This is a genomic window from Bacillus sp. ISL-75 (assembly GCF_018613095.1).
In genome coordinates this window covers 86,201-102,114 of sequence record NZ_JAGGQX010000052.1, presented here as the reverse complement: position 1 = coordinate 102,114, position 15,914 = coordinate 86,201, and the positions used below count along the sequence as shown (strand labels likewise).

Annotated in this window: 16 protein-coding genes and 1 tRNA gene; 5 read left to right on the top strand and 12 right to left on the bottom strand. The window is 41.4% G+C overall.

The window, feature by feature from the left end; translation table 11 throughout:
• Positions 1 to 16: 16 nt before the first annotated feature.
• The 11 genes from J7E63_RS20675 to J7E63_RS20625 form a co-directional block, all read right to left on the bottom strand.
• The gene (locus J7E63_RS20675) at positions 17 to 496 is read right to left on the bottom strand and encodes a GNAT family N-acetyltransferase (protein WP_215015707.1); all 480 of its coding nucleotides are present in this window, start codon (positions 494 to 496) and stop codon (positions 17 to 19) included.
• Entirely contained in the window at positions 484 to 2,004 is a 1,521-nt protein-coding gene (locus J7E63_RS20670) for a M81 family metallopeptidase (protein ID WP_215015706.1), read from the bottom strand. The genes J7E63_RS20675 and J7E63_RS20670 overlap by 13 nt, the downstream gene beginning before the upstream one ends.
• Positions 2,005 to 2,025: 21 nt before the next feature.
• Positions 2,026 to 3,486 carry an aldehyde dehydrogenase family protein gene (locus J7E63_RS20665; protein ID WP_215015705.1) on the bottom strand — a complete coding sequence of 487 codons (1,461 nt, stop codon included), beginning with the start codon at positions 3,484 to 3,486 and terminating at the stop codon, positions 2,026 to 2,028.
• Between the two features lie 42 nt (positions 3,487 to 3,528).
• Positions 3,529 to 4,824, bottom strand: a complete 1,296-nt coding sequence (locus J7E63_RS20660; protein WP_215015703.1) for an aspartate aminotransferase family protein — start codon at positions 4,822 to 4,824, stop codon at positions 3,529 to 3,531.
• The gene (locus tag J7E63_RS20655; RefSeq protein WP_215015701.1) at positions 4,808 to 6,193 is read right to left on the bottom strand and encodes an aminotransferase family protein; all 1,386 of its coding nucleotides are present in this window, start codon (positions 6,191 to 6,193) and stop codon (positions 4,808 to 4,810) included. Before J7E63_RS20655 ends, J7E63_RS20660 begins: the two co-directional genes overlap by 17 nt.
• Positions 6,181 to 7,371, bottom strand: a complete 1,191-nt coding sequence (locus J7E63_RS20650; RefSeq protein ID WP_215015699.1) for a thiolase family protein — start codon at positions 7,369 to 7,371, stop codon at positions 6,181 to 6,183. Before J7E63_RS20650 ends, J7E63_RS20655 begins: the two co-directional genes overlap by 13 nt.
• Entirely contained in the window at positions 7,371 to 8,033 is a 663-nt protein-coding gene (locus J7E63_RS20645; RefSeq protein WP_285289955.1) for a 3-oxoacid CoA-transferase subunit B, read from the bottom strand. The genes J7E63_RS20650 and J7E63_RS20645 overlap by 1 nt, the downstream gene beginning before the upstream one ends.
• 1 nt (position 8,034) lies before the next feature.
• Positions 8,035 to 8,691, bottom strand: a complete 657-nt coding sequence (locus J7E63_RS20640; protein ID WP_215015697.1) for a CoA transferase subunit A — start codon at positions 8,689 to 8,691, stop codon at positions 8,035 to 8,037.
• Between the two features lie 190 nt (positions 8,692 to 8,881).
• Positions 8,882 to 9,211 (bottom strand): DUF3870 domain-containing protein, encoded by a 330-nt coding sequence (locus J7E63_RS20635; protein WP_168242528.1) that lies wholly within the window; start codon positions 9,209 to 9,211, stop codon positions 8,882 to 8,884.
• A gap of 215 nt (positions 9,212 to 9,426) precedes the next feature.
• Entirely contained in the window at positions 9,427 to 10,308 is an 882-nt protein-coding gene (gene pdxS, locus J7E63_RS20630) for a pyridoxal 5'-phosphate synthase lyase subunit PdxS (RefSeq protein WP_215015695.1), read from the bottom strand.
• A 357-nt stretch (positions 10,309 to 10,665) separates the two neighbouring features.
• A tRNA-Val gene (locus J7E63_RS20625) sits at positions 10,666 to 10,737 on the bottom strand.
• A gap of 192 nt (positions 10,738 to 10,929) precedes the next feature.
• Between J7E63_RS20625 and J7E63_RS20620 the strand changes: the two genes are divergently transcribed.
• From J7E63_RS20620 to J7E63_RS20600, 5 genes are all read left to right on the top strand, one after another.
• A complete protein-coding gene (locus J7E63_RS20620) occupies positions 10,930 to 11,154 on the top strand; it encodes a hypothetical protein (protein WP_215015693.1) in 225 nt (74 codons plus the stop codon).
• A 114-nt stretch (positions 11,155 to 11,268) separates the two neighbouring features.
• A complete protein-coding gene (locus J7E63_RS20615) occupies positions 11,269 to 11,991 on the top strand; it encodes an alpha/beta hydrolase (RefSeq protein WP_215015691.1) in 723 nt (240 codons plus the stop codon).
• A gap of 123 nt (positions 11,992 to 12,114) precedes the next feature.
• The gene (locus J7E63_RS20610) at positions 12,115 to 12,627 is read left to right on the top strand and encodes a YjcG family protein (protein ID WP_215015689.1); all 513 of its coding nucleotides are present in this window, start codon (positions 12,115 to 12,117) and stop codon (positions 12,625 to 12,627) included.
• A 5-nt stretch (positions 12,628 to 12,632) separates the two neighbouring features.
• Positions 12,633 to 13,055, top strand: a complete 423-nt coding sequence (locus tag J7E63_RS20605) for a GNAT family N-acetyltransferase (RefSeq protein ID WP_215015687.1) — start codon at positions 12,633 to 12,635, stop codon at positions 13,053 to 13,055.
• 137 nt (positions 13,056 to 13,192) lie between these two features.
• Positions 13,193 to 15,493 carry a UvrD-helicase domain-containing protein gene (locus J7E63_RS20600; protein ID WP_215015685.1) on the top strand — a complete coding sequence of 767 codons (2,301 nt, stop codon included), beginning with the start codon at positions 13,193 to 13,195 and terminating at the stop codon, positions 15,491 to 15,493.
• Between the two features lie 25 nt (positions 15,494 to 15,518).
• On the opposite strand, the gene spoVIF is transcribed toward J7E63_RS20600, so the two are convergent.
• Positions 15,519 to 15,773: a sporulation-specific transcription regulator SpoVIF gene (spoVIF, locus tag J7E63_RS20595; RefSeq protein WP_168242522.1), complete on the bottom strand. Its 255-nt coding sequence runs from the start codon at positions 15,771 to 15,773 to the stop codon at positions 15,519 to 15,521.
• Positions 15,774 to 15,914: the final 141 nt, after the last annotated feature.

The window sequence follows — 15,914 nt, the reverse complement described above, 5'->3', positions numbered from 1 at the left end:
TCTGATCATTACTTTATTAAGAAATGAGGTATTCCATATAATAGCGATTTTCCCCTTCACCAAATTCATCGAATCTCGTCTCTTTTATGACAAACCCTAATTTTTCATATAACTTGACGGCTGCCTTGTTTTTAGTACTGACCGTTAAGCAAACCTTACGAAAACCATCTTGCTTTAGAATAGGGTAAATTTCCTGTAAAAATAATTTCCCGATTCCTTTCCCTTGCTGGTCGGAGCGGACATAAAACCCAAAAATGTAGGCTTTATGAATATCATTGTAAGCTCTCATCACTTCGCAAATCGCAATCGGCTTTGGATCATTTTGCTGCCGGTATTGAATGAGTTTCCCGTAGCGTGTAAGCGGGACAAGGGCTTGTTCATCTACTGCTCCTAATCCCGGAAACGCATCTTGCTCAAGCTCCATCATCATTTTTAGCTGTTCTGGATTCAATGAAGCTGGTACTTCGACATAATAGGTTTTGTTCAATGTTTCCATTTTTCTGTCCCCCTCCGTTCTAATTCATATTGGATATCATCCAGCGGCCAAATTGGCTTAGGAATGTAACGATACGTAAAAGTTGTTAAGCGATTGGATGCAACACCAGGTGCATCCACATAAATGATACGGCCAACAATCGGCTCAAACGCTGCCCGAAAATGATTTTTAGCCTTTAACCCAAGAATTCTCTTTACCTGCGGCTCAAGGCCAATATGACGAAACATTTCCGGATCATTCGCTGACATCGGCCTTCCAATGAGGAGGATATCCATCTTGCCAACGCGAATGTGAGCCGCCCCCTTTAAATCAACTCTTAAATGCTGATTGAACGGACCAGAATTGTGAAATACACCGTCTGATAAGGCCACTACAGTTGCTTCGACCTGTACGGGTTCCCCAAATTCAGGCGATACTTTCCCTCCAAGGGACAAGAATACCTTATTTCCGGCTCCAGACTTGCGGCAAGCCTCAATGGATTCGGGATCGTAGAGTCCTCCAAACAGCGTGTCAGGAATGTTCATCTTCACCATCTCCCGAAGCAGCTCTGTTGTATCCCCGCTCCCGCAGCTTAAAGGATTATCCGAGATGTCCGCCAGCACGACCGGTTTGTCATCTTCAATCGACATCGCCAAAGCGAGCCCTTCTTTTACACCGGGCAAATCCATGATAAATTCTTCTTTTACACTCCAGAACAAGGAAGCCATCTTTTGGGCAGTCTCTTTTCCTTTTTGCGGATCGAGCGAAACAACAAGTACACTTGCACCGACCATGGGGATATCCGAGTAAGGAAAGCCGCCAAATACGGACACATGATGAATTCCTTCTTCCTCTTCGGCTTGTTTCGCCCACTCTATCATTTTGTACATCGGCCCTTCTGCAGTTCTCATATTGATAGAGGGAGGCATCATCGGCAATTTTTCAAAAGAAGCATAATAATGCACACCTTCCTTTAATTGCTTCAATAAAGCCACTGACGCATGAACGCCTTGTTCATACATATCAACATGTGGATATGTTTTAAATCCAAAATGAAGCGGTGTGTAATCAATCATTTTTCTGCTTAAATTGGCGTGCATGTCCAGGGTCGTCGCAATCGGGACATTCGGTCCGATATGCTCACGAATTTTTCCTAGTAAATGCTCTTCTGGATCAAAGAGGTCCTCCACTACCATCGCTCCATGCAGTGCCAGCAATAAACCGTCCAGCCTTCCAGCCTCCCGGATTGACAGGAGCATTTGCTCTTCGATGATGGAATACGCTTCTGTTGATACTACGCCCGATGGGACCGCTGCCGCACAAAGCAGCGGCACGATTTCTACATCCTCTTCCTGTTTCAATACATCCAAAAACCCGCCCACTTCCGTTTTCGTACCAATATAGGCATCATAAATTTCATCGCCGATAAAGTATCCTTCATTTCGAAACTGTTCGATTTCAGTTTTCATCGGGCTGAAACTGTGGGATTCATGGTAAAAGAATGCAATACCGATACGATGTTTTCTCATGTTATCCCCCATCCCGTTCATTTAATAGTTCGTATAAATCGACTTCCACTCTGTCATGACATCGAATGCATGATGGGAAACTTCACGGTGCCCATTTCCGGACATTTTCATGCCTCCAAATGCAACTCCCATTTCGGCATTGGATGTTCCGTTATTAATATAGACAAGTCCGCTTACTGCTTCCTTTGCAGCACGGTTCGCATAATGAAGGCTCTCAGTATAAATAGAAGTTGATAGCCCATAAATTGTCCCGTTATTTACCTCCATGGCTTCCTCATATGAATCTACTTCAATGATGGCAAGAACAGGACCAAATATTTCTTCCTGTGCAATGGTATCATTTGGTTTCACATTCTCAATGATTGTCGGCTCATAATAATAGCCGCCCAATTCGTTGACACGCTGCCCACCTGACACAATTTTCCCACCTTCTTCAATCGCTGTTTTTACATATTTTTCGACTATATGGAGCTGGTCTTCATTTACGAGAGGGCCTACTTGTTTACCTTCTTCAAGTCCATTTCCTATTTTCATAGACTGTGTTAGTTCGACAACTTTTTGTATGAGCAGTTCCTTTACTGGACGCTCGACGATTACTCGGCTTGCCGCTGTACAGCGCTGACCAGTTGTCGTAAACGCTGATTTTACGATTCCGTCTGCCGCCTTGTCCAAGTCCGCATCCTTCAAGACGATCACTGCATTTTTTCCACCCAATTCCAATGAAATACGTTTCAATGTTTTACTGCTCATTTCAGCCAACTTTTGTCCGACTTCAGTTGAGCCCGTAAACGAAATGATTTTAACATCAGAATGCTCTGCGAGTGATTGCCCGACTGTTCTTCCTGAACCGGTAATTAAGTTCACAACTCCTGCTGGAAATCCTACTTCATCTAACACTTCCACAAATATCTTTGCCGATAGCGCAACCTCTGAAGCAGGCTTCCATACGACAGTATTACCAGCAATCAGAGCTGAAAAGATTTTGTAGGAAGCAAGCGCAACAGGGAAGTTCCAGGGGGTAATGCACGCCGCAACTCCAAGAGGTTCACGAACCATTCTTACGTTCCGATCCGGGAAGCCCGCAGGGACCGTTTCTCCAAAGAGGCGTCGTCCCTCGCCTGCCATATATTGAGCAGTCGCGATGACCACTCCAACTTCGCCTAAAGACTCTGGCAGCACTTTGCCCATCTCCATTGTCATAACGCTAGCAAGTTCCTCTTTTCGTACTTCAAACAATTGGGCTGCTTTCGTTAAATAAACCGCTCGTTCTGGAATGGGTGTGTTCTTCCATTGTGAATACGCTTCATTCGCTTTTGCAACAGCCTCATCCACTTGCTCTGTTGTGGCGGCCGCACATACGCCGACAAGTTCCCCCGTTGCCGGATTTAAGCTTTCAAAGTAGGACTGATCGGGGGCACTTACCCATTTTCCATTTATATAAAGATCTCCCTGAAGAATATCTGTTTTGATTTGACTAGACATAAACTTGACCTCCTTTTTCGTGGTATTTCGAGGAATCGAAAATTAGTTTCCGGATATAGTTTCTGTTATCACATCTTCTAAAATCGTTAATCCTATATCTAGTACATCTTCTTGAATATTAAGAGGCAGCATTAATCGGATCGTTTGCCCGCTTACACCGCAGTTCATAATGAGCAATCCATTTTCCAGTGCTTTCGATTTAATTTTCGGTACAAAGAAAGTAGCAGATTCCGAATCGAATTCGATACCGATCATCATGCCGACTCCTCGAACTTCAACAATGCCCGGTAAATGTCCTACCGAGTTATGAAGTCGGCCGACAATCTTGGCACCGAGTTTAGCACTGCGTTCTACTAACTTCTCTTCCTCAATGACCTCAATGTTTGCCAATGCCGCAGCACAAGAAACTGGATTTCCTCCAAATGTCGAACCATGACCGGCCGTCGGCCATTTTTCATGAAGCTCACGATTTGCTACAATGGCACCAAGAGGCATTCCGCCGGAAAGGGCTTTTGCCAGTACTAAAATATCAGGAGTCACATTCGCATGCTCTGCCGCGAACATTTTGCCTGTACGGCCAAATCCTGTTTGTACTTCGTCAAAGATAAGCAAAATGCCGTGTTCCTCTGTCATCTTTCTTAACGACTGCAAAAAGCTTGGCGGTGCCGGATAATAGCCGCCTTCACCCATTACCGGTTCAATGATGATAGCCGCCACACGTGAAGGATCCACGCGTAGATCGAACAATTTTTGAAGCTGATTCAAGCAATACTCTTCAGCTTCTTCTTCTCTAATGTTTTTCAGCTGGCTGGGATACGGATATGGAACGTGATACACCTCACCTAAAATCGGTTCATAATAACGGCGGTATTTAGAGCTTGATGCCGTAATGGCTGTTGCTCCTAATGTACGGCCATGAAACGATCCTTCAAAAGCAATGATGGCGGGTCTCCCTGTGGCCGCCTTTGCTAGTTTAAGTGCACCGTCAATAGCTTCAGCTCCCGAATTGGAGAAAAAGACAGTGTCTAGATTTCCTGGTGTGATTTGAGCAAGCTTTTCCGCCAAATTCGCTGCCGTTTCATAATAACCATAGTTCAATCCAAGATGAATCAAATTTTCAGCTTGCTTTTTAATGGCTTCCACCATTTTTTCGTTCGTATGCCCGACTGCATTGACGGCCACTCCTGAAACAAAATCGATATATTCCTTTCCGTCTGTCGTCCAAAATTTGGCGCCATGCGCTTTTTCAATGACAAGCTCCGTTACCCTTGTCATGACCGGTGATAAATGCTTTCGTGCTTTTTCTTGAATTTCGTTTGTTTTACTTTGTAATTTCATATGCCTCTTCCTTTCTAAATTGGCCTTCGAATATCGATAATGATTCATCTAGTATTCTCACAATTTCATCAATTTCTATTTTCGTGACATTTAAAGGAGGACTGATGATAAAGTGCTCCCCCATGGTGCCGTCAATTGAACCGGAACCGGGATAAAAAACCGCACCAAGTTCCATCGCAATTCCATTCAATCTTTCAGCAGCTTTTTCAGATGGATTGAACAATAGATCCTGCTCACGATCTTTCACAAGCTCCATACCGATTAAAAGCCCTCTGCCCCGAACATCAGATATATAAGAATGTTTTTGCTTCAGCTCCATAAGACGGTTGAAAAGGTAGGCCCCTTGTTTTTTGACGTTTTCCAGCACCATATCTCGCTCATATACGTCTAATGCAGCAAGACCTGCTGCCACTGCCACAGGATGACCACTATATGTGTAACCGTGAATGAATTTCCCATCGCTGTTTTGAATGAGCCCATTGATTAACCGATCATGAACGATCATTCCGGCAAGCGGAGCATATCCCGCTGATACCCCTTTTCCGAATGTGATGATATCAGGCTTGATTCCAATCTGTTCTGTCGCGAAGTTGGTACCAGTACGGCCGAATCCAGTCATCACTTCATCGATAATTAAGACGATTTCGTAACGATCACATAGCTCTCGTACTTTCTCAAAATACCCAAGCGGCGGTGGAACAGCACCTTGCTGGCTTCCGACAATCGGTTCGGCGATAAATGCCGACACGTTCTCAGGACCAATTTCTAAAATGGTTCTTTCAATATCCGTTACACACGTCCAGTTTTGTTTGGAGAGACAATCATCTTTTTGACGATCGTATGGACATCGGTGGCAGTACGGAGAATAGACATGGGCATAGTTTAAAAGATTAGGAGTGTATGCATGCCTTCTTTTAACGTCTCCTCCTGCTGATAAAGAACCGATGGTGTTACCGTGATACGATTGCCATCGCCCGATCACTATGTGTTTTTGGGGTCTGCCGGCGTCTCTATGATATTGCCTCGCCAGCTTCAAAGCACTTTCATTTGCTTCGGAGCCTCCGGTTGTAAAATACACTTTATTTAAATGGTCGGGGGCCATTTTTCCGATTGTTTCAGCCAGTTCATGCAACGGTTTCGTCTCGAAGCGCATTGTATGGACGAAAGCTGCTTTTTTTGCTTGTTCTGCCATGGCCTCTCCTATAGAAGTAATCCCATGGCCCAAGTTGGCTGCAACCGCTCCCGAGCAAGCATCCAAATATTTTTTCCCGTTCTCATCTATGAGATAGACCCCTGCACCGTGGGTAATAATCGGGTACTCCTTTTTTAAATCACGATGAAACACGTAGTCTTTTTTTATTCCATCCATCTTTCCACCACCATTGCCATTCCTAATCCCCCCGCCACACAAATCGTCGCAAGGCCATATTGCCGCTTTTGTTTTTCAAGCTCATGACATAATGTAGTGACGATTCTTGCACCGGAGCACCCAAGTGGATGGCCTAAGGCAATCGCCCCACCGTTTACATTCACGTTGTCTCCTTTTATGCCCCATTCTTTTAAACAAGCAAGACTTTGAGCAGCGAACGCTTCATTTAATTCAATCAAATCAATATCTTCCAAACGAAGACCCGCTTTTTTCAACGCAATTTGGGATGCAGGAACCGGACCGATTCCCATTTCTTTTGGTGATACACCCGCTGCAGCAAAGGAACGAATCCTTGCCATCGGGACCACTCCAAGTTGTTTCGCTTTTTCTTCCGACATCAACAGCAGCATCGAGGCTCCATCATTTCTTCCGGATGAGTTTCCGGCAGTTACCGTACCATCCTTTTGAAACACGGAACTTAATGTTCCTAACTTTTCAATGTCCGTCAATCTTGGGTACTCATCTATCGCAAAGTGTCTGATCCCCTTTTTTCCTTCCTTAACCGGAACAGGAATGATTTCTTCTTCAAAATGGCCCATTTCAATTGCACGTTTCGTTTTCTGTTGACTCGTGAAAGCAAATTCGTCTTGTTCACGGCGGCTAATGTTATATTTTTCAGCCAGCCACTCAGCTGTTTGCCCCATCGTGAAACGGCCGTATATCTCCTCTGGCTGCGATTTTGGCTGACTCTCCGTATTTGAATCATACAGCGTCATATCTCCCATCTTGTTGCCGAATCGAGTGCCAACCGTATAATGAGGCGCTTGTGACATGTTTTCGACGCCTCCTGCTAAAACGACGTCCGCCTGACCAGTCAAAATGGACATCGCCCCGTTAATGACAGCCTGCATGCCCGAACCGCACTGACGATGAACAGTATAAGCAGGAATTGATTCTGGAAAATGGGCCTGTAATGCCGCGACTCTTGCAATATTCGGAGCATGCGCACTCTGCTTTGTTTGTCCGACGATGACTTCATCGACAATATTGGCACCGTAACCGGAAGCAGAAAGATTATTTTTCATGTTGAGAGATACGAGCACTTCCGGAGGCGTATCTGCCAGTGATCCGCCGAGGCTTCCGATAGCAGTCCGAAATGCATTTACGATTACAACCACTACACAGTCACCTCTTTGTCAATATTGAAAGATTCAGCAATATGGAAGGGTGCGTCCGTTTTCTGTTGAACTTCCTCAAGGGAAATTCCAGGGGACAGCTCCATAAGATAAAGTCCATCTTCCTTTACAGTGAACACCGCCAAATCGGTAATAATTAAATCCACTTTTCGTTCCGATGTGATCGGATAGGTTAATTCCTTGACAATTTTTGACTCACCCTGGTTAGACGTATGCATCGTTGTTACGATTACCTTTTTGGAGCCTTCCAATAAATCCATCGCCCCGCCTACACCAAGAACACTTTTTCCTGGGACGGCCCAGTTGGCGATCCGGCCAATTGCATCGATTTGCAGCACACCAAGAATCGAAACGCTTACATGTCCTCCGCGAATCATTGCAAAAGAGGAAGCGCTATCAAAATAGGATGACCCTTCCAATACTGTGACAGGATGTTTCCCTGCGTTGACAAGATTTTGGTCAATATGCTCTGGATCAGGGGTGGGACCTACTCCAAGAATGCCGTTTTCCGAGTGTAAAAAAACTTTTACATCTGATGGAATATAATCAGCCACCAGCGTTGGAATCCCTATCCCCAAATTGACGATATCCCCATCCTTCAATTCCTTTGCTGCTCTTGCAGCAATGTATTGTTTCATGTTCAAGCTAGTTCACGCCCTTCACAACGATATAATCAACGTATAAATGAGGGGTCACAATTTCTTCAGGAGAAATTTGCCCTACCTCCACAATCTCGTCCACCTCGGCAATAACCACATCCGCAGCTGTTGCCATCATCGGATTAAAGTTTCTTGCCGATTTGTTGTAGATGAGATTTCCTAATTGATCCGCTTTTTTCGCTTTAATTAAAGCAAAATTGGCTTTAAGAGGCTCTTGGAACACATATTTTTTACCGTTAAGGGTACGCTCTTCTTTGTTTTCGGCGATTTTTGTACCTACGCTGACCGGTGTATAAAACCCTCCGAGTCCCGCACCGCCCGCTCGAATGGCTTCAGACATCGTTCCTTGCGGTAGCAGCTCCACTTCCATTTCCTTATCCTGATAAGACTTAACCACTTCCGGGTTGGATGTAAAATACGAACCTATCGCTTTTTTCACTTGCCTTTGCCGTACTAAAACTCCAAGACCTCTGCCTGGTTCACCAAGGTTATTACTAATAATCTCTAAGTCTTTCACTTTCGACTGAGCCAAAGCGGCTATTAAACTAAGCGGACTTCCAACTAGTCCAAATCCACCTACCATAATTCGAGAGCCGCTTTTAACCTTTTTTACAGCTTCTTCGCATGTAATCAGCTTGCTCATGTTTTTTTATCCCTGCCTCTCCATCGACTTTTGTGGGTGTAACAGTTCGGTAAAATAAAAAACCGAGCAAAACATAAATCTCTATAAAGAATGTCGTTCTAACGAACATTCCTTACAAAGAGTTCATGTTTGCCCGGTTTTAATAAGACCATGGGAAGAGGTCATCTTCCCACTTTATTATAACCAAACGTTATGTATTCATTTGCTTCACATTATCCCAGTAACGTTGAACTGCAGCTTGTAGAGCCACAATGATCGCTTGCTGGGATGGAGCAAAATAAAAACTTTGAATTCGTTTAATCAGCTGCTCGACACCGTCTTCAAGACAGTAGCCTATCAGCAGTTTTTGAAAATAATTTTTAGTTAGTTCAGTCACGAATGTGAATTCAGCTCCGATAATCTTATGATCTTTCAGATTCACTTCGAGAACAATTCCCGCATGCTTATACATTTCATACATGGAAGTTCCCTGTGGAGCTTTTGCATATCCTGTAACAATCACTGTTTCCAGTGTTTGCATGCTATAATCCACCTTTCAAAAATCCACTGAACATGTTTCTAACACGAGTATACGGGTCAGAATAAACAATGTCAATGTGAATATTTTAAATTTTCAAAAATGTTAAAGCGCTTTCACTAACAAAAAAGAGCTTACGACTATTTTTTAGACCTATACACAATAAATAGATTATTCTCCCCTGTATGTTAAAATCCTTCTAGAAGGATTTTAAATTTTTACCAACCACGTTCCTGCATTCGCGCTTCAGGTGACAGAGTTGAAATCTCAATACCTTTCATTGCAATTCCAAGATTTTTTGAAATCTCTGCAATTAGTTGATAGTCCTTATAGTGGGTTGTTGCTTCCACGATAGCTCTAGCGAATTTTGCTGGGTTATCAGATTTGAAGATTCCAGAACCAACAAATACTCCATCAGCACCTAATTGCATCATAAGTGCAGCATCAGCAGGCGTTGCTACTCCACCAGCTGCAAAGTTTACTACAGGTAGTCGTCCGTGACGCTTAATCTCTAGAAGAAGTTCATATGGAGCTCCAAGTAGCTTAGCCTCTGTCATCAATTCATCTTCACTCATTGTAGCAACTTTACGTACTTGTGCATTTACCTTACGGATATGACGAACAGCTTCTACGATATTACCAGTTCCCGGCTCTCCTTTTGTACGAAGCATGGAAGCACCTTCACCTATACGGCGTGCTGCTTCGCCAAGATCACGGCAACCACAAACAAATGGAACAGTGTAATCATTTTTATAAAGATGGTACTCTTCATCTGCTGGTGTTAAAACTTCACTCTCATCAATATAATCAACACCCATTGCTTCAAGTACTCGGGCTTCTACGATGTGTCCGATACGTGCTTTTGCCATAACTGGAATAGAAACCGCATTCATAACTTCTTCAGTAATTCGTGGATCTGCCATTCTTGCTACTCCGCCACTTGCACGGATATCAGAAGGAACGCGCTCCAATGCCATAACAGCTACCGCTCCTGCTTCCTCTGCTATTTTTGCTTGCTCAGCATTCACAACGTCCATAATGACGCCGCCCTTTTGCATTTCAGCCATGCCTCTTTTTACACGATCCGTACCTGTTTTCATTGTTAAGCCCCCTTAGATGATTATTTACGTCAAAAAATGGATAACATTCATATTTATCCAAAATTTAATTTTCACTTATAAACTTGCAATTACCATGCCAATATTAAAAACACCTATTTGTTCACTATTTGTGGAAATGATATGCAAAATTTATTGGCACTATCCTTGTTTTTTTGCACTTAAACTGCAAAAAGAATATTTGAGGTACGGTGGACACATTTATTAGAGAAAATGGAGAGGCTCCAGTTCCATTAAAGGACCGAACGGATCGATTTGAAATAAATTTTAAATTAAAATAAGAAACTAAAAGATATAAAAAAAATCCTAACATCATAAAGATGTTAGGATTTTAGTTGATGACCTGTGAGGGATTCGAACCCACGACCCCTTCCCTGTCAAGGAAGTGCTCTCCCACTGAGCTAACAAGTCGTATTTAATTAAACTACATAATTAATTATATAAATTTTTGTGATAATGTCAATAGTTTAATTATTATTCTTACATTTTTTTTGATGACATTGTTTATCATTCCAAAACAAGAACACAAGTTCTATTTTCCTTGAATAAAGAACAAATGTTTGGATATAATAATAACATAAGAAAACGAAAGGGGCGATTCACATGGATGGGCTTTTCATACGTTCAATCGAGGAAAATATTCCATTAGAAATGATTTATTTAGCCGACAACAAAGAACTTTCACAACGGAAGTTGATTGTGAAGGAAGTTCACGACGAATACATTCGTGCGTATTGTTTGCTGCGCAAACAAATGCGCACCTTTAAACGGGAAAATATATTATCGATTATGCCTGAATCTCGCACCAAACAACGCTACCTTCACTAATCCTCTTCATACCTGCATTCACATATCATTCTTCCCTCGTATCATTAAAAGCATTTCCACTTTAGTTTTGTTATAATGCAGTGGTAAAGATCGAATTATTGGGGGAATCATTGCATGGAAATTCCAAAAGGCACAATCAAAGAACTTACCTTTCACAGCAGGGAGCTTGGAGAAGATTTACAGCTTCTCGTTTATCTGCCTGCAAATTTCTCACCGTTATATAAGTATTCGCTGTTGATTGCCCAGGATGGCAGGGATTATTTTCAACTTGGCAGAATTGGCCGATTAACAGACGAGTATCTTTTTGAAAAGGAAATTGAAAATTTAATTATTGTTGGGGTACCCTATAAGAATGTAGAAGAACGCCGCAGGAAATACCATCCTGAAGGCGAACAGAATCAGCAATACATTCGCTTTCTTGCCCATGAATTAGTTCCGTTTTTAGACCAAGAGCTTCCAACTTATCAAATGGGCTTGACCAGAGCGCTTATAGGAGATTCTCTGGGCGCAACTGTTTCGTTAATGGCTGCCCTTCAATATCCTCATACATTTGGAAAAGTCCTTCTACAATCTCCATATGTGGATGAAAATGTATTGAATTCGGTCCAGAACTTCTCGGATGGACAGCTTTTACAACTCTATCACGTAATAGGTAATCAAGAAACTGAAGTTCAGACTACAAATGGCAAAATTGAAGATTTCCTGACCCCTAACCGGAAGCTTTCAAAAATAATTTCAGAAAAACCCATTACATATTTTTATGAAGAATTTAACGGGAATCATACTTGGACCTACTGGCAGCCAGATTTAAGACGGGCTCTTAAAATGCTATTTTAATCTTATTAGAATATACATCAAGATAAGTCGTTTAATATTTTTTGAAAATTTGCTATAATATCAGGAAGGTTAATTTTTTGTTTTTGTTAAAAAAGGTCAGTCCATCAAAACGGAGGTATACGTATGAAATTTGGAGTTGTTATTTTTCCATCAAAAAAACTACAGGATTTAGCTAATTCCTATCGAAAACGTTATGACCCGCATTATGCTTTAATTACACCTCACCTAACATTGAAAACTGGATTTGAAGCGTCTGAAGAAGAAGCAAAGGAATACGCTGAAAAGTTACGGAGAGTAGCTGCTAGCCATAATGCATTCACATTAAAGACTTCAAAAATCAGCTCTTTTCAGCCTGTAAATAATGTTATTTATTTCAAAGTAGACAAGACAGATGAACTTTCCGCCTTGCATAATGAAGTCAATCAAGAGTTTACGGAGCAAAACTTAGAATATGCATTTGTTCCGCATATCACGATTGGTCAAGAGCTATCTAATGATGAGCATTCTGATGTATTTGGATCACTGCGTATGACTAAGATTAATCATGAAGAAACGGTTGACCGTTTCCATTTACTTTATCAATTAGAAAATGGTTCCTGGACCGTTTATGAAACATTTCGTCTTGGAAAGGAATAGTTTAAGTGACAGTCAAGATTGTAGAGAATCAAAAAGAACTTGAAGATGCCTATTCAGTTAGGAAAATCGTTTTCGTTGAAGAACAAAATGTCCCTCTCGAAGAGGAAATTGACGCCTACGAGGACGAGGCAAAGCACTTTGTCATGTACGATGAAGGATCTCCAATTGCTGCTGGTCGATTTCGTTTCGTTGATGGCTATGGAAAAGTTGAACGAATTTGTGTATTGAACAAGGCAAGGAAAACTGGTGCAGGAAAAACGATTATGAATGCAATCGAGGACTATGCTCGTCAAAAAGATATTCATAAATTAAAGCTAAATGCTCAAACACATGCCATTCCCTTTTATGCAGGACTTGGTTATGAGATTGTCTCAGAGGAATTTATGGATGCTGGAATTCCTCATAAAACGATGGGAAAAGAAATATAAACTTGGGAAGCACTTGGCGCTTTATGCGGCAAGTGCTTTTTGGTAATTCCAGCAATGTCGGTGAAACCCTTTTAGTTACCCTCAGGTTTTGATATGATAGAACATGTCTTGATTTTTGGATATAGAGGGTAAAAATTATGAAAACAGCAATTTATCAAAATCAGAATATTGTCCTTGAACAATTAAGCAGGGATCAATATCAAAAAATATTTCTCGCCGGAAAAAATGGTCAACTGAACTGCCCTGTATGCAAAGGGAACGTTCGATTGTTTTTAGGAATTCAGAAGGACCCCCATTTTTTCCATACACATTCACCTGAAATACATTGCCCAGAACCCACTGTAATAATGGAAAAAGTAGATTCACAACAATCTTCCGAAGTGAACGGATTTAACATCCCAAAGGGTAGAACCATTACACAGATCCCGCAAAGTGTGGATCATTTCAAAAAGTCCATAAATATTGAATATAAGGTTGCGTTTAAACAAACAATTAGTGACAAGCATGAGGAGCGCTCACCTTATTTACAGCAACTTGCAGACAGTGGAGTTGTTCTTGATGGAAGTCAGGCGGCTGCTGTCATGGAGACAGAAGGCTCCTTATTAGTCCTTGCTGGTGCAGGGAGTGGCAAAACTCGAGTGTTAACAGCACGAACAGCATATATGCTAGATGACAAACACATCGACCCAAGGACAATCATGCTCGTTACTTTCACGTCAAAAGCAGCTGCTGAAATGAAGAACCGTCTGCTTTCCTATCCGCAAATGAAACGAGATAAAATCAATCAGCTTGTTACCGGAACCTTTCACAGTATTTTTTATCGCATTCTAATGTTCCATGATTCAATTAATTGGTCTTCAAATAAGCTGCTCAAAAAAGAATGGCAGCGAGACAAAATCCTGAAGGAAGCTGGCAAAGAACTCGACTTGTCCGAAAAAGAATTTGCCTATGATTTAGCTCTTCAGCAAATCGGGTTATGGAAAAACTCTCTGTTGATGCCAGATGAAGTAAAGCCCACCACCGAATGGGAAGAAAAAGCTGTCTTTTTATATAAAAGATATGAAGACTATAAGAAAAAAGAAGGTCTGTTTGATTTTGACGATATGCTAATTGGCTGCTATCAACTGTTTGCCACCACCCCTTCCCTGCTTGAACAATATCAAAATCGGTTTCATTATTTTTTAATTGACGAGTTTCAGGATATTAATAAGGTCCAGTATGAGCTGATCAAACTTTTATCCAGAAAACACAAAAATGTTTGTGCCGTTGGCGACGATGATCAAGCGATCTATTCGTTTCGGGGTAGTGACCCAAGCTATTTGCTAGAATTTGAAAAGGATTTTCCCTATGCCAAAATGGTCACACTTGATCAAAATTATCGATCGTCACATGAAATTGTCTCGGCTGCTAATCAAATGATTGCAGCTAACAAAGTAAGAAGAACAAAGAAAATGATAGCGCAGTTTTCATCAGAAAAACTCCCACAGTTATTTTTTCCCTATGATGAAGAGGAAGAAGCAACAATGATTGTTACCGATATACAGGAGAGGATTTCACTTGGTGCAAATCCTTCAGACTTTGCCATTCTTTATCGGACCAATGCAGGTTCTCGGGCAGTGTTTGAAAGACTGGCTGGCTCCAATCTTCCTTTTAAAATTGATTTAGATGCAGAGGCTTTTTACTTACGCTATATTGTAAGAAGCGCCCTTGCATTTCTAAAGGTGAGTTTAAATGAGGATGACACGCAAGCAATGTCAGACATTTTACCATTATTATTTTTAAAGCAGGCAGTCCTAAAAGAATTAAAAGCACAAAGTATCCTAAAAGACTGCAGTCTTCTTGAAGCACTCGCTTACTTAACGACAGCCCATTCATTCCAGGAAAAGAAATTAAAAAAGGCTGTCACCATTATTCGAGGGTTAAAGCATTCTTCACCTCACTCTGCGATTGAAAAAATCGAGAAAGATATTGGCTTTCTTGATTTTCTGAAAAAACGAGGAAATGAATCGAATAAACTTGAAAAAGGATCGGACGATCTTAAGGATTTAAAGGTGGCTGCAAATAGTTTCGACAAAATTGAAGCGTTTCTAGCTCATTCCGAGCATATGTCGGCGATGAATAAAGAAATCAAAAATTTAAGTAAACATTTTCATGAAGCAATCAGCCTAAGTACAATCCACCGCTCAAAAGGCCTTGAATACAAAACCGTATATATGATCGGCGCAGTCGATGGCAGCCTTCCGCATGATTTTGCCCTGGAAGCCTATCGAAATGGAGACTTTACTGCACTCGAAGAAGAAAGAAGACTATTTTACGTGGCGATGACTCGTGCAAAGGAGCAGCTGTTTATCTCTATTCCTCAAAATAGACGAGGGAGAAAAGCAAATCGCTCAAGGTTCCTAGTTCCTCTTACTAAAAAGAAGAAGACCGATTCCTAAAACTTAGGAAAGTGGTCTTCTTCTTTTACTTTTTATTGATCATATTCGAAATTGTATTAAGGTCAAGCTGCTTTCCATCGTTAACGATTGATTTTACAATTTGATCTTCCATTTCTTTATTTACCGGTTTATTGGCAATTTGAGAAACTCGACGAATCACATTACGGACTGTTTTTTCATCTTTAAAATTCGCATTTTGTAATGAATTGGCTAAATCTAAGATATCTTTCATATTAACGCCCGTTTTCTTTTCAATGTTTTTAAAAAATCCATTATCCATGGTAAAAGATCACGCTCCTTCATAAACTACTTTATTGTATGAAGGAAGGGGAAAATGGTGAATTAAATTTCCTAAACGACAAGTAAAGAAAGGGCTGGCCACTTTTTTTGGCCAACCCTTTCCATTAATACAAGCTTACTG